An 18,962-nucleotide genomic window follows, 5' to 3' on the forward strand; every position below is an offset into this window, starting at 1 on the left:
TGCTCGACTCTCGACCGTAGAACGGTTCCGCCGCCCGGACGGGCAGCGACACGGGGTTCGACGCAGCGGTCCCCCGATCGGTTCCCTCAGGTGAGCGGGAGTTCGGCGACCTCCTCGAGCCCGCCGCGCGCCCCGGACCGCTCCACGCGCAGACGCGCGTCGCGGCCGGTGACCTCCAGCGTCGACACCGCGTTGCCGAACCACGGCCCGCCGATCGTCGACCAGTCCAGGGGCAGGTCGCCGATGCCCGCCGCGCGCGACAGGCGCCCCAGCACGCCGGTGAGGCGCCGCCACCACCCGAGCGCGAAGACGTACTCCATGAACCACGGGACGCCGTTGCGCACCGGCGAGCAGGTCAGCTGGTAGACCCGCGAGCGGGTGGGGGAGGGCCAGCGCGCCTCGGCGGCGTAGCTGTGGTGCACGTCGCCGGAGAGCACGCAGACGGTGGCCGGCGCGGACGGTCCCGAGGCGACCCCGCGGATGAGGTCGGCCAGGCGGTCGAATGAGGCGCGGAAGGCCGGCCAGTGCTCGAGGTCGACGGCCTGGCGGACGCTCTCGGCGAGCTTGCTGCCCCGTGCGGCGGCCCACTCGTCCAGCGACTGCACGTGGCTGACGGCGGGCGGCATGAGCCACGGGATCGACGAGCCGATGAGCAGGTGGTCGAGCGGCCCGTCGGCGGCGCTCTCCTCGATCCAGGCGAAGGAGTGGTCGTTGATCATCAGGCGGTCCTGGGCGTTGAGCACCCGGGCACAGCGCGAGTCGACCATGAGCAGCCGCGTCCGTCCCAGGTCCCAGCGGTAGCTCCAGCGCACGCCGGAGGGGTGGCCGACCTCGGCGTCGGCGCGGGCGGCGAAGTCGGCGAGCAGCTCGTAGACGTCGCCGTCGGCCTCGCGCACCTTGCGGTAGAGCGGGTCGGCGTCGCGCGTCTCCGGGTCGAGGTTGCCGAGGTGCTGGTAGACCCAGTACGAGGCGAGGCCGGCCCGGATGCGCTGGGGCCACCACGGCTTGGCCGCCATCTGGTCGCGCCAGACCTGCGAGGTGTTCCAGTCGTCGCGCACGTCGTGGTCGTCGAAGATCATCGCCGTCGGGACCGTCGAGAGCAGCCAGCGCAGCTCGCGGTCGCTCCACGACTCGCTGTAGAGGTGCGAGTACTCGCCGAAGTCCGCGATCTCCAGCCCGGGCCCGGCCGGGTCGTCGGGGTCGCGGTTCTCGCGGATCCACTGCTCGGTCCGCGGCGTGATCTCGTCGGCGTAGACCTGGTCGCCGAGCAGACACAGCGTGTCGGGCAGGACGGTGACCGGGTCGTCGGCCCCGGCGACCTCGTCCATCAGCCGCGTGGCGAAGGCGTCCAGCGCGTCGATGCCCAGCGACGCCTCGAGCTCGGGGTCGTCGGTCGGGGGGTAGCGGCACGATCCGAAGACGAATCGCAGGCGCCCGGTGTCGTCGGCCCCGGCGCGCGTGCGCAGGTAGCTCGGCGGCGTGCCGGTGCCCTCGAGCGGCCAGACCCGCTCGCCGTCCAGGTGCACCTCGTAGGGGCGGCAGGTCCCCGGTTCGAGTCCCTCGACGACGACGAGCGCGTAGTGCTGGCCGCACACCTCGAACGTCGGCGCGCTCGCGCCGAGCACCTCGACGGTGCACGACGCGCTCGTCTCGACCCAGATCGTCGCCGTGGTGGTGCCGACGTGGCGCAGCAGGGGACCCAGCTCCAGGGAGATCACGTGTCCTGCCTACCCGAACCGGGGGAGCGCGCCACGCCCGGATGCCACCGTCAGTCCGAGCGGTGGGTCAACTGCTCCAGGCGGCTCTGGACCTGATCGAGCCGCGCCTGCAGCAGGGCCACCTCGGCGCTCAGCAACGGCACCAGCGTGGCCTCGTCCAGCTCCGCACCGACACCGCTCAGCGGGGCGAGGGCGCCGTCCAGGGTGTCCTCGGCGCGCACCGGCACGTTCCCGCACAGCACGCCGAACGCCTCCGGGGTGACCACGGGCCGCGGGCCCGCGCAGAGCCCGCACACCGGGTGCAGGCGCCGCCACCCGACGACGCCGGGGCCGCCGTCGGCGAGCGCGGTCGCGGGCCGCCCGCAGCCGCACCGGCCGAGGCGCACCGAGCGCACGGTCTGGCGCGCGTAGCGCAGGCCCAGCTCGTAGCGGACGAACCGGCCCGACGCGGCGATCTCGAGCAGCACGCAGTGCTGGTACTGCGGGTCGCACGCGAGGTCGCGGGCGTCGGACAGGGCGTGGAAGCAGTAGAACCCGCAGTCGCACCACGAGGACGGGCAGCGGTGGCGCGGGCTCTGGATGCACACCGCATCGGCGACCGCCCCGTAGACCTGCGAGCGGCCGAGGGCGACGCCGTTGAACCCTCCGCGGCGCGAGTCCGCGGAGATCATCGGGTAGGCGATCTTGTACCCGGTGAGCGGCCCCTCCGGCCGCGGGCGCTGCCTACCGATCGACCAGCTGCTCGGCCGGCTCACGGTGCTCCGTGCGGGTCTCGCGCTCGACCTGCTCCTCGACCTGCGGCGTCTCGGGTGGCGCGGGCGGGTCCTCGGCGATACCGGCGGAGAGTCGACGTCCCAGGCGCATGGCGGCCTCCGAGCGATCGGGATGAGATCGGTGTGACGTGCCTCCAGCGTCGTCCGCCGACCGCGCGATGTCCAGATCCACGACGCGCGAAGGGCCCGGATCGCCGGCGATCCGGGCCCTCGGGACCAGCTCGATCGCGTCGGCCGCCCGTCCGGCGGTGTCGTACGCTTCGCCCGGTCGTGGACGTCCCGCGGGACTGCACGGCTCTCGGGGGGCAGTAGCTCAGCTGGTCAGAGCAGCGGACTCATAATCCGTCAGGTCGTCGGTTCGAGCCCGACCTGCCCCACCATCTCCGCAGGTCAGCGACGCGCGCGATCATTTCAGGCAAGATCGATCCCCACTCTTTCCCCACTTATTGCACAGTTTCCGTCGGGCCGGCTGATCCGAAGGCCGCGTCGAAGGCGTCGGCGGCGTCGCGGCCGTCCGCACGCTTGTCCATGTAGACGTCCTGCGTGATCGAGGGCCGGGCGTGGCCGATGTGCCCGGCGATGGCTCGGGCGGAGAGGCCCGCCTGGTCGAGGACGGTGGCCGCCGTCTTGCGGAACACGTGGCTGGTGACCCACTCGTAGCCGGCTGCGTCCAGAGCGTCCCGGAGCCGTGCTCCGGTGTTCTGTGGGTCGCGCCAGGACTTGCGGCCGAGGGCGTGACCGCGCGAGTTCGGGAAGACCATCGAGCTAGGCATCACGTCGTCGGGACGGCGCTCGGAGAGGCAGTCGAGCAGGAAGCCCGGCAGCGGCAGGACCCGCTGCGCTGCGAAGGTCTTGCCCTCGTGGCGGACCAGGCCGACACGTCGGACACGGACGATGTTGGCGACGACCGAGACGGTGCGGTCGGACCAGTCGAGCGCGTCGTCCTGGACGGCGATGGCCTCGCCGATCCGGCAGCCGGTCCCGAGCATGAATCGGGTCAGGTCCGGGATGTCGTGGCGGTACGCGTCCTCGTCGGCGTCGAGCTTGGCGAGCAGGTCGACACGCTCGGCACGGACCAGGGCGCGGACGTTGGAGGCCGTGCCTTCGATGTGGCCAGCGTCCCGAACCGGGTTGCTCGGAATTGCCCCGAGGCGGGCAGCGAAGCCGAGCGCCCCGGACAGCACCGTGCGCACGCTGCGGACGGTGTTGGCGGCCAGCCGGACCTCGCAGGCCCGCAGGAAGGCATCGACCCGAGCGACATTCACCTCACGGACCCGGAGACCACCCATGGCGGGGACGACGTGATTGCGAGCGTGCAGGGCGTACGTGTCGTGCGTGGTGCCACGGCGTCGGCGGCGTACGTCCTCGAGGAACAGCGCCATCACGTCGGCGACGGTGGTGTCGGCGGTGACCGCGCCGCGGGTCGGGGCTGTGCGCTCGCGGAGAGCAGCCTTCAAGGCGCGTTCGGCGGCCGCGCCGGTGCGACCCGAGCGCTCGACCTCGCGGGTGACGCCGTCCGAGTCGCGGACCTTGGTCTTGGCGCGGAACCCGCCAGCCGGCCACGGGTAGATGCGGACCTTGCCGTGCGAACCGACCGGCAGTGGAGGTCGACCCATCGCTCAGGCCACCCGGTCGGGGAGCGAGTCGAGCCAGATGCGTACGTCCTCCGGGTCGAAGCGCACCCAGCGACCCACCTTGCGGCCGCGTGGACCGTAGCCGTCGCAGCGCCACTGATAGATCGTCTTCACTGGCACGTCCAGGTACTCGGCGAGGTCCTGGACCGTCCACAGCTTCGCGAGCCGAGGGTTCATGGCTCACTCCTCCGGAGAGTCAGCCGGCCGAGGTGGCCGAGGTGGTTGTGGGCGTGGTCGAGGTGGTCGCCGAGGGCGTCGACCAGGGCGCGGGCGTCGGTGAGGTGGCCCTGGGCGTGGCAGAGCGCGCCGGCCGGTTCGGCGCCGCGGTCGTCGTAGTGCTGGGCGGGGGCGGCGCGCCGGAGTCCTCGGGCGAGGTAGTCGAGGAGCTGCGGGAGCCGGTGGATGAGCTCGGCGAGGTTGCCGACGACGGCGTAGGTCTCGGGGCCGTCGAGGGCGCCGCGCATGGTCGCGTGGTTGGCGCTGCGGACGGCATCGGCGGCGCGCTCGATGTCGCGGGCGACGACGTTGGTCATCGCTCAACCTCCGGCGGGACGTCAGCGGCGCGGTCGGTGGCGGCGCCGAGCTGGTGGGCGAACTCGGCTGTGCCGCTGGTGACGGCTGGGCCGAGCGCCGGGAAGGTGGCGAACACCAGCCCGGCGGTGACCAGGCCGGCCACGAGGGCGGGCGCGGTCTTGTGGCACTTGACGAGCAGCGCGGTGACCAGTCCTGCGATCACGACCAGGGCGAAGAGGCTCATCAGGCGGCCCGTCCGGTGGTCTCGATGCGCTGGACGTACTCGCGGTAGCCACCCAGGTAGGGCACCCGCATCCGCGTGAGGGGACGGCCGGGGCCGGACACCAGAGCAATGCCCTTGTCGGCGACGGCGTGGGTTCCGGCGTGCTCGCGGGCGTCGTCGCCGTGGAGCATCACCAGCGAATCGGTCGGCACCGAGAACGAGATTCGCAGCCCGAACTGGTCGCGGACGTAGCCGCCGCCGACGGCGGTGGCTTCGAAGCGCTGGGCCAGCATCAGCACGCGCAGCCCGTACTTGCCGCCCTCGGCGACCATCGCCTTGACCGCCATCCGGATGCGCTGACCGAGCTGCTTGGCCTGAGCGTCGGCGAGGTCGAGCAGCTGGGGGTACTCCTCCAGCACACACAGGATCACCGGGCAGCCAGGGCCGGTGCCGACCTTGTCCGAGTACCTGTCCATCCCGTCGCGGCGCCCGCGCATGACCGCCACCAGGGCGTCGAGGTGCGCGGCGTGCTCGGCTATGTCGTCGGGCGTGGTCCCGGTGGACTGCCACGCGCGGTGCACGGTGCCGTCCCACGGCCGCCCGAGCAGCAGGTCAGTGTGGTCGACGCCGGCGACCAGGACGTCCGGTGTGGCGGCGAGAGAAGAGAGCCACCCGTAGCAGGCGGTGGACTTCCCGGAGCGGGTCATGCCCTGCACCGCGATGTGGACCGCGTCGCCTGGTGCGTGCCCGAGCGTCGTGGCCGCCTCGTCGCGGCCCAGCAGCAGGAAGTCCGCTGCGGAGTCGAGAGAGATCGAGGGCAGGGTGAACCCGTCGGCAAGCGGGTCGCGGTCGAGCAGCGTCACCCGAGCGAAGCGACCCGCCAGGGGCTCGACCCGCAGCCCGGCGCCGCCGAGGGACTCAGCGAGGCGGGCGCCGTGCTCGGCGATGTCGGCGCAGCGCTGGCCGGGCATCAGCTCGACGGTGAAGGACACCGGCGGGCCGACGGTCACGTGCTTGACCAGCGGCGTACGCACGAACATGCCGGTGGGGGTGTCGATCCACTGGCAGACCCGGAGGGCTTCGCAGGCGTCGCGGAACTCCCAGCGGACCGCCGCGGCGTACTGGCTGCACTCCTCGAGGTAGCGCCGTTCGGCGACCCGGGCGCGGTGGCGGTCGATCAGCCGGCCGAGCCCGGAGCGGCGTCCGGCGTCGCCGTCGCAGATCGGTCGGCGCGGGGCGAGCGCGCCGGTGTGGTCGGTGGTCATCGCATCCTCCCGCGTCCGAGTGGGTCGTGGTTCTGGAACCGGCCGCCCTTGCCGCGACACATGGCGCAGCGGCCGTAGCTGGACTCCCAGCCGCGTCGGCCCCAGTTGGGGCAGCGTGCGCGGCCGGAGCCCTGGCAGGCGGCGCACCAGTGGTAGCCGCCGGTGGTGCGGAATCCGTGGGCGCGCAGCGGACGCGGCATCAGGTGACCCCCCGCTCCTGGCAGAGCCAACAGGCGGTGCCGTCGACTACCGGCAGGGCGAACAGCAGCGAGCAGCCCGGGCACATAGGGTCCCGGTCGACGTCCGGGTCAGGATCACCGCCCATCCGAGCGCGGCGGATGGCGCGGAGTTCGACGGGGGAGCGTCCTGCCCAGATGCCGAAGGTCTGGCCGGAGTCGACCGCGTAGGTCAGGCACTCCCGCCGGACCGGGCACCGTCCGCACACTTCGCCGGCTGCGATCAGGGCGCGGACGTTGGGGGACGCGGTGTAGTCCTGCGATGCCGGGAAGAACAGCTCCGGGTCCACATCTCGGCACGCCGCTCGTGCCTGCCAGTCGAGACCGAACACGCGCCGCCGCATCACGCGGCCTCGCCCTCAGGAGCGGCGGCGCGGCGACCCTTCCCGGACTGGTCGGCCTGCCGCATCCCGTCGGCGCTGAAGGTGACGTCCACGCCCTTGCCGGAGCGGTGCGCCCGCACGAAGGCGCGCAGCCCGTCGAACTCCACCGGCATATAGGGCGTGACCTGGGGGACCTCGAAGTCCCGCATCCAGACCGTCACGCCGAACACGGTCGGGGCGCCGTCGCGGCCGAGGGGGAGCAGCACGTCGATCACGTGGCCGAAGCGCCCGTGCTCGTCCTGCTCGGGGGTGCTGCCCGGGCGGCGCTTGCCGTCCTGTCCGTCCTCCCATGCCATGCAGGTTGCGACGTGACCCGTGCCGATGGCGGGGTGATCGAGGACGACCTGGGTGCTGTAGCTGAACACCGGCTCTGCCATGACTGGCTCCTTCACTGCGAGTGCTTGACTTGGCATGCCAAGTCTAGCACTTGGTATGCCAGATTTGCCATACCAACTTTCGCTAGGGTTCGCGCCCGACGCGTCGCAGATCGCAACTCGATGTTGCGGTGGAGAGGTCAAGACGGTGGCTGAGCAGCACAAGTACGAGGAAGTCGCAGGATCGCTGCGCGAGCAGATCGTGAACGGTGCCCTGGGCTGGGGTGACCGGCTGCCGAGCCAGGACGTGCTCTGCGAGCGCTTCGACGTGTCACGGATCGTGGTCCGCCGCGCGCTCGACCTCTTGGAGGCCGAAGGGCTGATCGACCGTGTGCAGGGTGGCGGGGCGTTCGTCCGGCGCTACCAGCCGCTCGTGCGCGACGCGTCCAAGCACTACCGCTCCAACCCTGGTCTGCCCTTCGCCGAGGAGGCTCTGGCCGCGGACCGCATCCCGCGCTACAGCCACGACACGAAGGTGGAGCCGGCCTCCGAGGACATCGCGCGCCGGCTCGACATCCCGACCGCCTCCGAGGTCGTGCACACCGACTACGTGTCGTACGCCAACGACGACCCGATGATGATCACCCGGTCCTATGAGCCGCGAGCGATCACGGGCGGAACGCCGATCGAGAATCCCGAGTGGGGCCCGTTCATGGGTGCCGGCCTCGTCGAGCGCTTCACTGCGATCAACCGCCGGCCCACCGCCGTGATCGAGGAGCTGACCTCTCGCATGCCCCGGCCCTCCGAGCTGGAGGAGCTACAGATCAAGCCGGGTACGCCGGTCATCGTCATGACGCGATACACCGTCTGCGAGCGAGCCGGCGAGCGCACAATCCTCGAAACGGCTGACATTCTACTTGATTCCAGCCACTACAAGTTGCGGAACGTCACCACTGTCGCCCCTGCGGAATAGCCATCGAAGAATGCGCATCCGGCCATAGTTAGCCCGTCGGAGTGATCGTGTTGAATCTGCACGGCAGAGGTAGCAGGGTCGTCGCCATGTCGCTCACCGTTTCCCCTGAACTGCAGGCCAAGGCCGAGGCCGGCGAGGTCTCCGACGCTGAGATGGTCGAGTGCGTCCGCACGTCGCTGCCCTACGCTTGGTCAATCGTGAGCCGAGTCGTCGGCGACCTGGGCGACGACCTCACCGCCGAACTGGAGGAGGAGCCGCCGACCGAGAAGGAGCGCGGCGAGCTGCTGCGCCTCCTCGGTAGCGACGCCATGCGCGGCGCCGTCCAACGGCACTACGGCATCAAGCTCGCCTTCCAGAACTGCTGCAAGGTCGGAGTCTTCAAGCCCGGAGCCGAGGAGCAGCACGCCGAGTTCGTCTCGAACCGTGCCCAGCTCCTGAATCAAAAGCCTGAGCTGGTCAACTGCTAGGTAGCTCGATGCCACAGCTGGAGGGTTTGTCCCCATGAACCGGGGCCAGCCCTCTAGCTGGGGAGGTCTCGCGACTCACGCACAACGTCGCCAACGTGCACGGTCGTATCCCGATCGTCGCCGAGCGACGGTTCGTCGGTTTCGATCACGTCGTACTCAGTTCGCGACGGAGCGAAAAGGTTCGGGAGGACACTCAGGCTGCTCAGTGCGCCCCCCGCAGTCTTCCATGACAGGTAGGTGGCGGCGACGCTCATCTTCGCCTGCACCTCCGTCACCTTGACGTAGTTCTTCACTGGACTAACTTGTCCGATAACCTCTCCCGTTTCGGGGTCCAGGATATCTTCAGGGTCACGGTCCACTACTTCAAGGAACATGCCTTCGGTCACGCCGTGATCGGCGCCACGATTCACGACAAGCTCGCGCTCGTTGAGAACCCGTGCAACCTTCCCTTCGATCTTTCTATCACCGATCATCGTCTCTACCTCGCTCGCCGCTTGGCTCGATCGTGCTCCTCGTGGAGTCGACTCACCTCATCGTCAACAGCCCTTGGTGCTACGTCGCGCCAATCGCTGATAGCGTCCTCCGCGGTCGTGATGCGTGCCTGTGCGTGAATGCCGACCACCGTTAGCCAAGACTCGACTTTGCTAGCTTCTATCGAAACTTGCACCGGAGGCCTTCAGTTCCTGAATCGACCTCACGGAGACTTCTTGTATCTCTCGCATCCCATTCAGTAGGTGTACGCTCCGTCTAACTGCCGACGAGGACTGGCGCTCCATTCTGTCGCGCTCTTGAGAACGAGAGAGAACACTGGCTATGAGCCATCCCCCAATGATTCCAAACAGTCCGAAGAAGACCTGGAAGAAGAAATTCTCTAGATTCGTGAAGTTTCGTACGCTCGCTATGGTATAACCGCTGATGAAGATGGCAACACACATAGCGACGAACAGTGCTCCTAGTGTCACCTGACCCGGAGCGAGTCGCCACATCCGCTGAAATCGTCCACTGGCGGCCCCTTCGCTCGGTGAGTCGCTCGCCATAACTCCGAAGCGTAGTCGGCGCACTGCATCAAGGACGTAGGGGTCGAGGGATCACCCAAGGCTTCCTCATCACAGTGGCCATCTGGACATCCGCAGAGGAGTGTCTCAGGTCGTGCCATCGCGGCCTGCGGCTGATCGTGGCGGCGGATCGTCGTCCCAGTCGAGGTCATGAGCGGCTAGCCAGCGGCGGGCGGCGGCGAGGCCGCTTGTCTCGGCGACGTCGAGCAGGGTGGGGTACTGATCGTTGGCGCCCAGCCACCGGGCGGTGTCGTCGGGGAGCCCGAGGCGCTCTTCACCATCGAGGGTCTCATCCGCGACCTCCTGGTCGTCCTTCTCGACGCCGAGCTGGGCGAAGCCGCGCAGGGATCGGCGCCCGGTCGACCAGGTGAGCTGGCCGCGTGCTTCGGACGCGGTTTCCCACTCCCACCAGCGGGCGACGTCCTCCACGCGGTAGGTGTCGACCGCCTCGGCGAGGAGCTGCATCGGGGTGCGGCCACCGCGTCGCCGGCCTTCCTTGCGGTGGCCGCCGGTGATCTCGTGGGCCTGCTTGACGAAGTACGAGTGCAGGTTGTCGCCCGCGCCTCGGTAGGTCTTGCGCAGGTCCCAGCCGTGCTCATCGGAGGAGTCGAATCCCAGTGCGCGGGCCTTCCTGGCCCACCGGGCGTGCATCCCGCCCGCGATCTTCGCGGCCACGTACTCCTCGGACACGTCGCGCTCGAAGCACAGCAGGACGTGGACGTGCACGTGCCACCCATTGCCGGAGTAGCCGTGCCCGGCCGGCTGGCCGGCCAGGCTCGCGGGGGTGCCGCCGTCGGTGACCTCGGTGACCTTGGCCCACCCGAGCAGTCCGGCGTCGTCCTGGTCGGGTCCCCAGTCGCGGCCGCCGGTAGTGGCCTGCCAGCAGTCGGTGACCGCGTCCCAGCAGCCTCGACGGGCGTTCAGCTCCTCGAGTTCATGGGTGTCGCTGTCGCGCTGCTCGCGGGCCTGCGGACCGACCGCGATGAACTGGGGGTCGGAGGTGGCGATGTCGCGGCGGAGGCTGGTCTCGGCGATGTCGTCGGCCTCGGCCTGGTGCTCGTCGACGTCCCAGCCCTTCTCCTCGGCCAGCTCCCGGCTCATGCGGCGCTGGTCGATCTTGTCGAGGCGGTTGCGCCACTTCCGGCGTTGGTCGAGCTGACCGCGTCGCTCCCGCTCATCACGCGAGAGCCCAAGCCGGTCGCCGGCGTGGTGGCTGATCGTCAGCGTGAGCATGAACGCCGACCCGCCCGAGGCGTGAACCGCGTCGAGCACGCTCGCCAGCTCGTCGGCCCTCTTGGCGGCGACCTTCGCGGCGCACACCGGGCAACACCACACCGACCCGCACGTGACCATGCCCTCGACCCCGGCACGGCGACCCTCCGCACGGTTCGAGATCGCCAGCACCGTCCCGGCCTCGGGGTCGCGCTGCATCCCGCACCGGCGGACCCGGCCGATCGAGCTGATCCGTTGCACCTGCGAACGACGACGCCAACGGGAGGCGCGACCCTCACGCCGCACCGACTCCGCCGCCTGGTCAACGGCCGCGGTCATCTCTGCGGTGTGGCCCTGCGGCCCGGTCGGAAGAACTGTTCGCCAGTTACCGAGAACCCGCTCGCTCACCGGGCACCACCAGCGATCAGGGCCGGCGCTGGCGCGCCGGCGTGGCCCGGCCCTGCCGGGCCACGCCTCCCCGCACCCCCAATGACTGCGTCGGGGGCGGGGCGGCGGACCCGGGCGGGCCAGACCACCAGCCGGACAGCGACAGCGACGACCTCGACCACAGCGGGCACCGGGAGCAGCACGGGACTCGGCCTCCGGCGGCCAGGCGCTCCGCCCTGGACCAGGGCACCGACCTCAGGAGAGCCCCCGAGTGCGACGAGCTCGGGGCAGAGGTGGTGGTCGGGGCAGGGCCTCACCCACGACGACGCGCCCGAGGGCTGCCAGACCGCCCGCACAGCCGCAAGCGCCACCAGACAGCGTGAGCGCCGGTCATCGATGGACGGGGCGCTTGCACCCGCACGAGCGGCCTGGCAGGGCAGAGCTCGCGCCGCCGAGGGAGAGACCCCGCTTCTCACTGCTCGGGTGACGGTTGGCCAGCGGGCACCTCGGCCGCACGGACCCGGGTGTCCGAACGCCATCGCCAGCAGAAGCGTGAGTAGAAACAGTCCGTGTACTTGCGGATACCTCGGGTGAGCGGGACGCTTAGCCTTCGCCAACCCGAGCGGGGGCCGCCGGTGGACGCCACCACGCCGCGGACGATCGTCCTGGCTGGTCCGATCGGTGCATCCGAGATGCTCAGTCTCGCCAACTACTGCGAGCACCTCGAGCGGGGCGGCCAGACGGACCTGCATCTGAACATGGCGGCTGTCACCCACTGCGGCCGAGAGGGGTTGGATGGCCTGCTCGCGCTGGTTGCCGGACCTGGAGGCATGGCGGTCACCGTCGACGGAGCGAAGTGGCGGCACTTCATGCAGCTGCTCGGCGCTGCGCCGATCGTCGAGATGCAGGGGCTGTGCGATTCCGTCCGCACGCTTCTGCCCCGGCCCGCACCCGGCCTCTCCTGATCCGGTGTTGTTCGGTCGCTCAGCGAAACGACGACTGGGGCGTCGAGCCGCAGAACGACGCGGCTCGCCGACCTTTGGGGAACACGTTTGCAGAGGCTGATCAAGGGGGCACCATCCCGAATCGGGCTCCTCGATGGTCGGTCCACCCATGGAGCCGACGGCCGGTGCGCAACCCGAGCTGGCCCGAGGTTCACCACCGCAGCCTCGCGAAACGGCCTCGGTGCCGACACTGGCTTCCGGCGTCGCACCGAGGCCGTCGTCGCCGCCGAGGTCAACACACCTCAGGCAGCGAGAGCCAGCGTGACGACCGTTAGCCCGTGGCTCGCGATCCGTCGCGAGGAACGTGCACACGGCCACCACGAGATTGCCTGAGGTTGCTCCTGCCTGGGTGGCCGGTGCGGCACCGACCGGCACCTTTCGTCGCTGTGCCCCGACGTTGGTGCGCGGATCATGGAGCCACCACCGAATCGTTACGGCCGCGCTGCTGTCGACGACGGCGTTCAAGGCCGCCCCCGCGGAGGACCTTCGACACCTCGGAGACCGGGTGGGCCACTGGCTAGGCGTGGTGAAAGTGGACGTCACGAGAGTGACCCGAGGCTCGCCTGGAGCGGAGGCTCGGAGCAGCAGCGCGGTGCGCAGCCGCGACAGCTCGTGCGTTCCGAGGGTAGTCCGTGCGATGGTGGTGCTCGTCTTCGGTGTCGCGGCTGTGCGCTCTCGCGTCACCGGCTCCTGCGCGTGCAGGCCGGATGACGTCAGGAGGGCGAGATGCCGGGTTCCTATGATCCGATCGACGTGGCCCTCGGCGTGCTCATGGAGCGCTACCGCCGGGACGTCGAGCAGGCGTCGACGATGTTGGTGGCGATGGCGCGCGACCACGACCGAGGTGTGAAGGAGTTCGCCGAAGCGCTGGTGACAGGGCCACGCGAGGAGCACGCCAACGCCGCCTCGCACACGGTGACTCGCGCGGTCTCGTTCATCCACGCCAACGCCCATCACGAGATCGGCGTCGAGGAGATCGCCGCAGCTGCTCACATCGGCGTTCGCGGGCTGCAGCAGGCGTTCCGCGATCAACGACAGCAGACACCGCTGGGCTACCTGCGCCAGGTCCGCATGGAGTGCGCCCGTCGCGACCTCTCCGCCGGTCACCGAAGCAACCAGTGCACGGTCGGCGACATCGCCAGCCGATGGCACTTCGCGAACGCCGGGCGGTTCGCCGGAGAGTACAAGCGTGTCTTCGGGTGCTCTCCGAGCCAGACCCTGCGCGCCTCGGATGTTCCAGACGCTCCCGATCCACGCGTCCTGCTCGACCGTGCAGTCGATGCCGTAAGGCGATCTGAGTCGTAGCGGTCGCGCCCTTCCTGAACCGTGGGCTGTCCGCTCCCTGACTCGTCGTTCCGGCCGCTTGACGAGTACTTGGCTTTGCGCACAATCAGTTGTTGTCCGGCGTCGAGCCGGATCGCCTGAGGCGGCGCCTCCGCTGCTTGGCCCCCCTGACCAGCGGGGGTGTCGCCTCTCCGTCCGACCGGTCCGTCGCCACTGAGCGGGTTGACCATCGACAGGCCCGTCGGCGGGGTCCATGCTTGCCGGGCGTCCGGCTCTCCTCATCGTGCGCGCACCACCGGTGCTTTCAGGGGGGCGTTGCGGAGGGCCGGCCGCGTCTCGCACACCCTTCGTGCCTGCCGCGATCACTCCACCGTGGCGGTTCGACGCACTCTCGGGGTGCGCCGGGATCAGCCTGCGTAGGGCTCGCCGGGGCGCATGATCATCCCCCCACGATTCCCCCACGGAAGAGCCGGAACGGGGGAGGAGTGGTCGGATGGCGGCTGAGTCCGGAGTGGACCTCGTGCCCAGCTCAGCGGCGGTGTCCGGTACCGACGGTGAAGGCTCGGATGAGCTGACGCAGCATCCGTCAGGTCGTCGGTTCGAGCCCGACCTGCCCCACCGCGGCCCCGGCGCGTCGCCGGGTGCTCCTAGCGGGCCTGCCTCGTGGCCCTCGCCTCGAGGAGGTCCTTGAGTGCCCGCAGGTCCCTCGCGGTGGCTCGACGCATCGCTGCCGACACGAGCGGCGCTCCGAGGCCGGCGAACCCGGACGGCTCCCCGCGGTTGCGCACGGTCATCCGGGTCCCGCCGTCCGCGGTGTCCTCCCAGGAGTACGTGGTCTCCATGGGGAACGGCCCGTGGGCGGTGCTCATGACGTACCGGCGCGCCGTCTCCAGCTCCCGGACCTCGTAGACGTAGGCGAGCCGCCGGCCCAGGAAGTGGGCGACGAAGGCGATCCGCGAGCCGGGCCGCACGGGCCGAGGTGTCTCCCACTCGACGGATGCGATGTTCTCGTACCACTGCGTGGCGTTGTCGGGGTCGCTCGCGAACGCGGCCACCTCGTCGCGGGGGCGCCGGATCGTGATGGCGCTCTCGACGTCGACCCGTCCCACGCCCCCAGGATGTCAGCCCCCGCGGCGACGGGCGACGGTCGTCAGCCGGCCCCACGCCGCCGCGCGCGGTACGCCGCGGCCTTGACGCGGTTGCCGCACTCGTCCATGCCGCACCAGGTCCGGCGCGCGCCGCGCGAACGGTCGAGGTAGAGCCGGGTGCAGGCGTCCCGCCCGCACTCCTTCAGCGGCGGCGCCGCCGGGTCGCCGAGCAGCGTGATCAGGGAGCGCGCCACGTCGCCGAGGGCCGCGTCGACGCCGCCGCGCCGCACCAGACCGTCAGGGGTCAGGGCGATCGCCATCGCGGGCCCGGCCGCCGCCGCGTTCACGACGTCGAGGGCGTCCGGATCGAACGCGCGGCCCTCGAGCCGGTCGCGGGCGAGGCGGTAGGCGGCCTCGCGCAGGGCGAGCGCCCTCGTCAGCGCGGCCGCGTCGACGTCCACCGGCCCCGGGGCCGCGCCCGACGCCACGAGCCACGACCGCAGGGTGTCCGGGTCGACGAGCACCTCCTCGGGCGCCGTGCGCCGCCAGCGCAGGGTCCCCGCGAGGTCCAGGGCGAGGTTGCCGCTCACCAGCGCGAACTCCACGTCACCATCTTGACCGGTGACGCTGGCGTCGTCCACCATCACCGCCTGGACCGGTGACGGCAAGGGAGGTCCGACGATGACCGTCGACACCGTGGTCTTCGACGTCCTCGGCACCCTCGTGGACCAAGAGGGCGGGCTGCGGGAGGTGCTCACTGCCCTGGTGCCCCCGGAGCTCGTCGAGGCCTCCGTCGCGCGCTGGCAGCGGTACGTGGGCGCCGAGCACCGTCGCGTCGTGGCCGGCGAGCGGGCCTACGTCCCCGCCGACGTGCTCGACCGCGAGGCGGCCGGCGAGGTCGTCGCGGCCGCCGGCCGCCCCGTGCCGGCCTCGCTCGACGACGCCTCCGCGGTGACCGGACGCCTGCGCGCCTGGCCGGACACGGCGCGGCTGCTCGAAGGCCTTGCCGCCCGCCACGAGGTCGTCGCGCTCTCCGACGCGGACCACACGACCCTGCTGCGGCTCAGCGCCCACGCCCGCCTGCGCTGGCACGCCGCGATCTCCACCGAGGCCGTCCGCAGCTACAAGCCCGACCCGGCGGTCTACCGGCTGGCCGTCGAGCGTGTGGGCCGTCGGCCCGAGCGCATCCTCATGGTCGCCGCCCACGCGTGGGACCTGCGCGCGGCCCGGGCGGCGGGGATGCGCACCGCGTTCCTGCCCCGCCCGGGCGCCGACCCGCCCGCGCCCGACGACCGCTTCGACCACCACCTCGCGGGTGTCGACGAGCTGGTCGCGGCTACGGCGTGACCGGGCCCCGGTGTCCCGCGCGACGCAGGCGCCGGCGCAGGGCCCACCACGGCCACCACGCGATCAGCGCGACGATGATCGCGTGCAGCGGCAGGCCGAGGATGAGGAGGCCCGCCGCCGCCACCGCGAGGAAGACGACGAGGGCGATCAGCGCCGGCGTCGCGAGCTTCGTCCGGAGTCGCGCTCCGGGTGCCCGCAACCGTCGTTGCAGCTCGGGGTCGGCGAGCAGGGCTCGTTCGATCTCCTCGAGCTCGCCTCGTTCGCGATCGTCGAGCACGGTCGACCACCTCCCCGGAGCGCGGGTCCCAGCGTGCGTCGCCGGGACGGCGGGCGCCTCACCCGCGGAGCATGACTCAGGAGGCGGCCTGCCCGGCCTTCTTCGCCTTCTGCTCCTTCTGCGCCTTCATGCTCGCCCGGACGGACACCACGACGATGAGGCCCAGGGTGATCCAGAGTGCGTACTTGTCGATCGTCAGCACGAGGTCGACGGCGTGCTGGCCGACCCCGTAGCCGAGCCCGGCGACGAGTCCCGCGATGAGCGCGGCGCCGATGGCGTCGAGGACGAGGAACGGCACCAGGCGCATCCGGCCCATCCCGGCCAGCGCGAACACCGCAGGCGCCGGGATCCCCGGCAGTGCCGAGAGGATCACGGCCAGGCCGAGCACCCAGCGCGGAGCGCCCTGGACCCACCCCACGAAGCGCTGCGCGACGTCACCGGGCGCCCACATCTGGACGATCTTCGCGCCCCACCGGCGCCCGGCCAGCCAGAACAGCCAGTCGAACTTGATCATCCCGAAGACCCCGGCGACGATCACGAGCCAGAGCGGGCCCTGTCCGATGGCGGCGAACGCGGCGCCGGCCCCGACCGCCGAGAGGCTGCCGGTCACGGCCGCGAGACCGATCGGGTGCGACGCGAGCAGGAACGGCCGGAACGGCATCGACGCGAGGTTCAGCGCGATGATCCCCAGCGTCGCGACGACGATGAACTTGTCGGCCCGCGCCATCGGGCCGTCCCACGGCTTGACCTTGCGCAGCGCCTCGCGCGCCTCCTCGTGCTCCTCGGGCGTGAAGTCCTTGCTCCGCCACCGGAAGCGCTTCTTCCCGGGACCCGTGGTCTCGGGGCCCGTGTCGTCCGCCGGTCCGGTGAGGTCGTCCCGGTCCGTGCCGGTGCCTGCGCCAGTCATCTCCTGCTCCACCCGTCTGTCCGGCGATGTCCGGGGAGCAGTCGACACCGTGCCGTTGCGGCATGGTCAAGCCGTCCGCCCACCGTGACACCACGGTGGCACCGCGGCCCGTCCCCGGCGTCGGTCGGCGGGACGATCCCGCCCGGCCGCCTCCGCCTCAGGGAGGAGGTCGGGACCCTGTGATCGGAGCCACGTCCGTACCGAATAGTAGGACTTCCGAGTAACCGGACGTCGGGGTCACCGTGGTCAGGACACCCACGATGTCTCGGAGGAACACCCACCGATGATCTCCCGCAACACCGTGCGCGGAGCCCGCATGCTCGGGCTCGGCGCGTACCGGCCGCGACGGGAGGTCGGCAACGCCGAGGTCTGCCGTCTGCTCGACGTGGACCCGGACTGGGTGCTCGCCCGGTCCGGCATCCGCAGCCGCCGGTTCGCCGCCGAGGACGAGTCGCTGGTGGCGATGTCCGCCGCGGCCGGGCGCGACGCCCTCGCAGCCGCCGACGTGGACGCCGGCGCCGTCGACGTGACGCTCGTGGCGACCATGTCCCACACCGCGACCTCGCCGCAGGTGGCGACGCAGGTCGCGCACGCCCTCGGGGCGGTGAACGGCCCCGCGATGGACGTCGGCGCGGCGTGCGCCGGCTTCTGCTACTGCCTCGAGCTCGCCGCCTCGCTGATCGCCTCCGGCACCGCCGACCACGTCCTCGTCGTGGGCGTCGAGCGCATGAGCGACATCGTCGACCCCGCCGACCGCTCGACCGCCTTCATCTTCGGCGACGGCGCCGGCGCGGTGGTCGTGGGCCGCTCCGACGAGCCGGGCATCGGTCCGGTGGCGTGGGGCGCCGACGGGTCGCAGGCCGACCTCATCGTCCAGGAGCCGACGTGGCGCGACCGCGGGGCGGACGACGCGTTCCCCGGCCTGCGCATGCAGGGCCCGGCGGTGTTCCGGTGGGCGACGACGAGGATGGTGCCGCTCGCGCAGGAGGCGATGGAGCTCGCCGGGGTCAAGGTCGAGCAGCTCGCGGCGTTCGTCCCGCACCAGGCCAACGCCCGCATCACCGACGCGCTCGCCCGCGCGCTGGCGCTGCCCGAGCACGTGACCGTCGCCGACAACGTCGTCGACACCGGCAACACCTCGGCCGCCTCGGTACCGCTGGCCATGCACGGTCTGCTCACCGCCGGTCGCGCCGCGCCCGGCGACGGCGCGCTGCTGATGGGGTTCGGTGCGGGGCTGACGTTCGCGGCGCAGGTCGTCCGGTTGCCCGCCGTCCTCGCGCCGCCGGCCGACGCGGCCGCCTGAGGGGGCGCGCCCCAGCGGAGCAGACGATCACCAGCCCGCGCGCTCGGCGAGGTCCGCGAGGAAGCGGGGCACGCGGCCCGCGCCGTAGTCGTAGAAGCGCGCCCAGGTCGGGGTGATCGCGATGCGCGCCATGCGGTCGTAGAAGCCGCGGACGTCGCGCTCGAACGCGGCGGCGGCGTCGGGCTCCATGCTGATCCTCGACGCGGCGAGGTACTCCTCGACGACGCCGTCGACGATCCCGATGTCGGCCCGCCCGCGGATCGACAGGGCGCGGGCGCCGTCCGGGGTGTCGCCGGCGTCGATGGACACCGCGACGTCCGGGCGGGCCCTGAGCGCCGCGACCTTCGGAGCGGTGGCGGCCGTCGAGACGACGAGCTCGCGGCCCGTCCAGTAGAAGCCGACCGGCACCACCCGGGGCGTGCCGTCCGCGCCGGTGTAGGCGAGGTGGGCCATGGCGGTCGTCGTGAGCAGGTCCTGCGCCCCGGGTGTCGCCAGTTCCGCGTCGATCTCGTGCTGTTCCATGACCTGCTCCCTGTGCCGTCGGTGGCCTGACACCCCGGGACGGAGCCGACCGCCGGTTCTCGACAGCACCCCCGGTG

23 protein-coding genes and 1 tRNA gene are annotated in these 18,962 nt (G+C 71.3%); 7 read left to right on the forward strand and 17 right to left on the reverse strand.

What is annotated here, in order from left to right; genetic code table 11:
• Positions 1–86: 86 nt before the first annotated feature.
• From PHK61_RS15175 to PHK61_RS15185, 3 genes are read right to left on the reverse strand one after another with little or no spacing between them, the layout of a single operon-like run.
• On the reverse strand, positions 87–1,718 hold the full coding sequence (locus PHK61_RS15175; RefSeq protein WP_274281831.1) for an alkaline phosphatase D family protein: 1,632 nt from the start codon (positions 1,716–1,718) through the stop codon (positions 87–89).
• A gap of 50 nt (positions 1,719–1,768) precedes the next feature.
• Positions 1,769–2,473 (reverse strand): hypothetical protein, encoded by a 705-nt coding sequence (locus PHK61_RS15180; protein WP_274281832.1) that lies wholly within the window; start codon positions 2,471–2,473, stop codon positions 1,769–1,771.
• Positions 2,442–2,582, reverse strand: coding sequence for a hypothetical protein (locus tag PHK61_RS15185; protein ID WP_274281833.1), 141 nt, complete (start codon positions 2,580–2,582; stop codon positions 2,442–2,444). The genes PHK61_RS15180 and PHK61_RS15185 overlap by 32 nt, the downstream gene beginning before the upstream one ends.
• A 211-nt stretch (positions 2,583–2,793) precedes the next feature.
• Here PHK61_RS15185 and PHK61_RS15190 point away from each other — a divergent pair.
• Positions 2,794–2,871, forward strand: a tRNA-Ile gene (locus tag PHK61_RS15190).
• Between the two features lie 63 nt (positions 2,872–2,934).
• On the opposite strand, the gene PHK61_RS15195 is transcribed toward PHK61_RS15190, so the two are convergent.
• From PHK61_RS15195 to PHK61_RS15225, 7 genes are all read right to left on the reverse strand, one after another.
• The gene (locus PHK61_RS15195; protein ID WP_274281834.1) at positions 2,935–4,107 is read right to left on the reverse strand and encodes a site-specific integrase; all 1,173 of its coding nucleotides are present in this window, start codon (positions 4,105–4,107) and stop codon (positions 2,935–2,937) included.
• Between the two features lie 3 nt (positions 4,108–4,110).
• Positions 4,111–4,302, reverse strand: coding sequence for a helix-turn-helix transcriptional regulator (locus PHK61_RS15200; RefSeq protein WP_274281835.1), 192 nt, complete (start codon positions 4,300–4,302; stop codon positions 4,111–4,113).
• Positions 4,299–4,658: a hypothetical protein gene (locus PHK61_RS15205; RefSeq protein WP_274281836.1), complete on the reverse strand. Its 360-nt coding sequence runs from the start codon at positions 4,656–4,658 to the stop codon at positions 4,299–4,301. Before PHK61_RS15205 ends, PHK61_RS15200 begins: the two co-directional genes overlap by 4 nt.
• On the reverse strand, positions 4,655–4,882 hold the full coding sequence (locus tag PHK61_RS15210; protein WP_274281837.1) for a hypothetical protein: 228 nt from the start codon (positions 4,880–4,882) through the stop codon (positions 4,655–4,657). The genes PHK61_RS15205 and PHK61_RS15210 overlap by 4 nt, the downstream gene beginning before the upstream one ends.
• Complete coding sequence (locus PHK61_RS15215) at positions 4,882–6,126, reverse strand: hypothetical protein (protein WP_274281838.1); 1,245 nt, start codon at positions 6,124–6,126, stop codon at positions 4,882–4,884. Before PHK61_RS15215 ends, PHK61_RS15210 begins: the two co-directional genes overlap by 1 nt.
• Positions 6,127–6,325: 199 nt before the next feature.
• Positions 6,326–6,694 (reverse strand): WhiB family transcriptional regulator, encoded by a 369-nt coding sequence (locus PHK61_RS15220; protein WP_337993964.1) that lies wholly within the window; start codon positions 6,692–6,694, stop codon positions 6,326–6,328.
• An 11-nt stretch (positions 6,695–6,705) separates the two neighbouring features.
• Positions 6,706–7,122: a hypothetical protein gene (locus tag PHK61_RS15225; protein WP_274281839.1), complete on the reverse strand. Its 417-nt coding sequence runs from the start codon at positions 7,120–7,122 to the stop codon at positions 6,706–6,708.
• 145 nt (positions 7,123–7,267) lie between these two features.
• Here PHK61_RS15225 and PHK61_RS15230 point away from each other — a divergent pair, with 145 nt between their 5' ends.
• Positions 7,268–8,032 (forward strand): GntR family transcriptional regulator, encoded by a 765-nt coding sequence (locus tag PHK61_RS15230; protein WP_274281840.1) that lies wholly within the window; start codon positions 7,268–7,270, stop codon positions 8,030–8,032.
• A gap of 86 nt (positions 8,033–8,118) precedes the next feature.
• Positions 8,119–8,499 (forward strand): SCO5389 family protein, encoded by a 381-nt coding sequence (locus PHK61_RS15235; protein WP_274281841.1) that lies wholly within the window; start codon positions 8,119–8,121, stop codon positions 8,497–8,499.
• Between the two features lie 53 nt (positions 8,500–8,552).
• Here the strand turns inward: PHK61_RS15235 and PHK61_RS15240 are convergent, their stop codons facing one another.
• Positions 8,553–8,972 (reverse strand): hypothetical protein, encoded by a 420-nt coding sequence (locus PHK61_RS15240; protein WP_274281842.1) that lies wholly within the window; start codon positions 8,970–8,972, stop codon positions 8,553–8,555.
• Between the two features lie 669 nt (positions 8,973–9,641).
• On the reverse strand, positions 9,642–11,027 hold the full coding sequence (locus PHK61_RS15245) for a hypothetical protein (RefSeq protein WP_274281843.1): 1,386 nt from the start codon (positions 11,025–11,027) through the stop codon (positions 9,642–9,644).
• Between the two features lie 761 nt (positions 11,028–11,788).
• Between PHK61_RS15245 and PHK61_RS15250 the strand changes: the two genes are divergently transcribed.
• Positions 11,789–12,118, forward strand: coding sequence for a hypothetical protein (locus PHK61_RS15250; RefSeq protein ID WP_274281844.1), 330 nt, complete (start codon positions 11,789–11,791; stop codon positions 12,116–12,118).
• 765 nt (positions 12,119–12,883) lie between these two features.
• Entirely contained in the window at positions 12,884–13,462 is a 579-nt protein-coding gene (locus PHK61_RS15255; RefSeq protein WP_274281845.1) for a helix-turn-helix domain-containing protein, read from the forward strand.
• Positions 13,463–14,088: 626 nt separating this feature from the next.
• On the opposite strand, the gene PHK61_RS15260 is transcribed toward PHK61_RS15255, so the two are convergent.
• On the reverse strand, positions 14,089–14,550 hold the full coding sequence (locus tag PHK61_RS15260) for an SRPBCC family protein (RefSeq protein ID WP_274281846.1): 462 nt from the start codon (positions 14,548–14,550) through the stop codon (positions 14,089–14,091).
• A 41-nt stretch (positions 14,551–14,591) separates the two neighbouring features.
• Complete coding sequence (locus PHK61_RS15265) at positions 14,592–15,134, reverse strand: CGNR zinc finger domain-containing protein (protein WP_274281847.1); 543 nt, start codon at positions 15,132–15,134, stop codon at positions 14,592–14,594.
• Positions 15,135–15,150: 16 nt separating this feature from the next.
• Here PHK61_RS15265 and PHK61_RS15270 point away from each other — a divergent pair, with 16 nt between their 5' ends.
• The gene (locus PHK61_RS15270) at positions 15,151–15,876 is read left to right on the forward strand and encodes a haloacid dehalogenase type II (RefSeq protein ID WP_337993965.1); all 726 of its coding nucleotides are present in this window, start codon (positions 15,151–15,153) and stop codon (positions 15,874–15,876) included.
• Here the strand turns inward: PHK61_RS15270 and PHK61_RS15275 are convergent.
• Both PHK61_RS15275 and PHK61_RS15280 read right to left on the reverse strand, forming a co-directional pair.
• A complete protein-coding gene (locus PHK61_RS15275; RefSeq protein ID WP_274281848.1) occupies positions 15,866–16,153 on the reverse strand; it encodes a DUF3040 domain-containing protein in 288 nt (95 codons plus the stop codon). The two genes, PHK61_RS15270 and PHK61_RS15275, sit on opposite strands and share 11 nt — an antisense overlap.
• Positions 16,154–16,229: 76 nt before the next feature.
• Positions 16,230–17,060 (reverse strand): DedA family protein, encoded by an 831-nt coding sequence (locus tag PHK61_RS15280; RefSeq protein ID WP_274281849.1) that lies wholly within the window; start codon positions 17,058–17,060, stop codon positions 16,230–16,232.
• 283 nt (positions 17,061–17,343) lie between these two features.
• Between PHK61_RS15280 and PHK61_RS15285 the strand changes: the two genes are divergently transcribed.
• Positions 17,344–18,363, forward strand: coding sequence for a beta-ketoacyl-ACP synthase 3 (locus PHK61_RS15285; RefSeq protein WP_274281850.1), 1,020 nt, complete (start codon positions 17,344–17,346; stop codon positions 18,361–18,363).
• A gap of 27 nt (positions 18,364–18,390) precedes the next feature.
• On the opposite strand, the gene PHK61_RS15290 is transcribed toward PHK61_RS15285, so the two are convergent.
• Positions 18,391–18,885 (reverse strand): pyridoxamine 5'-phosphate oxidase family protein, encoded by a 495-nt coding sequence (locus PHK61_RS15290; protein ID WP_274281851.1) that lies wholly within the window; start codon positions 18,883–18,885, stop codon positions 18,391–18,393.
• Positions 18,886–18,962: the final 77 nt, after the last annotated feature.

The organism is Actinomycetospora lutea (genome assembly GCF_028737205.1).
GTDB classification, from domain to species: Bacteria; Actinomycetota; Actinomycetes; order Mycobacteriales; family Pseudonocardiaceae; genus Actinomycetospora; species Actinomycetospora lutea.

Excerpts from the sequence above, each read along its gene's own strand:
- PHK61_RS15185 (WP_274281833.1), bottom strand. The coding sequence starts at position 2,582 with ATGCGCCTGGGACGTCGACTCTCCGCCGGTATCGCCGAGGACCCGCCC.
- PHK61_RS15195 (WP_274281834.1), bottom strand. The coding sequence starts at position 4,107 with ATGGGTCGACCTCCACTGCCGGTCGGTTCGCACGGCAAGGTCCGCATC.
- PHK61_RS15200 (WP_274281835.1), bottom strand. The coding sequence starts at position 4,302 with ATGAACCCTCGGCTCGCGAAGCTGTGGACGGTCCAGGACCTCGCCGAG.
- PHK61_RS15205 (WP_274281836.1), bottom strand. The coding sequence starts at position 4,658 with ATGACCAACGTCGTCGCCCGCGACATCGAGCGCGCCGCCGATGCCGTC.
- PHK61_RS15210 (WP_274281837.1), bottom strand. The coding sequence starts at position 4,882 with ATGAGCCTCTTCGCCCTGGTCGTGATCGCAGGACTGGTCACCGCGCTG.
- PHK61_RS15215 (WP_274281838.1), bottom strand. The coding sequence starts at position 6,126 with ATGACCACCGACCACACCGGCGCGCTCGCCCCGCGCCGACCGATCTGC.
- PHK61_RS15225 (WP_274281839.1), bottom strand. The coding sequence starts at position 7,122 with ATGGCAGAGCCGGTGTTCAGCTACAGCACCCAGGTCGTCCTCGATCAC.
- PHK61_RS15235 (WP_274281841.1), top strand. The coding sequence starts at position 8,119 with ATGTCGCTCACCGTTTCCCCTGAACTGCAGGCCAAGGCCGAGGCCGGC.
- PHK61_RS15240 (WP_274281842.1), bottom strand. The coding sequence starts at position 8,972 with ATGATCGGTGATAGAAAGATCGAAGGGAAGGTTGCACGGGTTCTCAAC.
- PHK61_RS15255 (WP_274281845.1), top strand. The coding sequence starts at position 12,884 with ATGCCGGGTTCCTATGATCCGATCGACGTGGCCCTCGGCGTGCTCATG.
- PHK61_RS15280 (WP_274281849.1), bottom strand. The coding sequence starts at position 17,060 with ATGACTGGCGCAGGCACCGGCACGGACCGGGACGACCTCACCGGACCG.
- PHK61_RS15285 (WP_274281850.1), top strand. The coding sequence starts at position 17,344 with ATGATCTCCCGCAACACCGTGCGCGGAGCCCGCATGCTCGGGCTCGGC.
- PHK61_RS15290 (WP_274281851.1), bottom strand. The coding sequence starts at position 18,885 with ATGGAACAGCACGAGATCGACGCGGAACTGGCGACACCCGGGGCGCAG.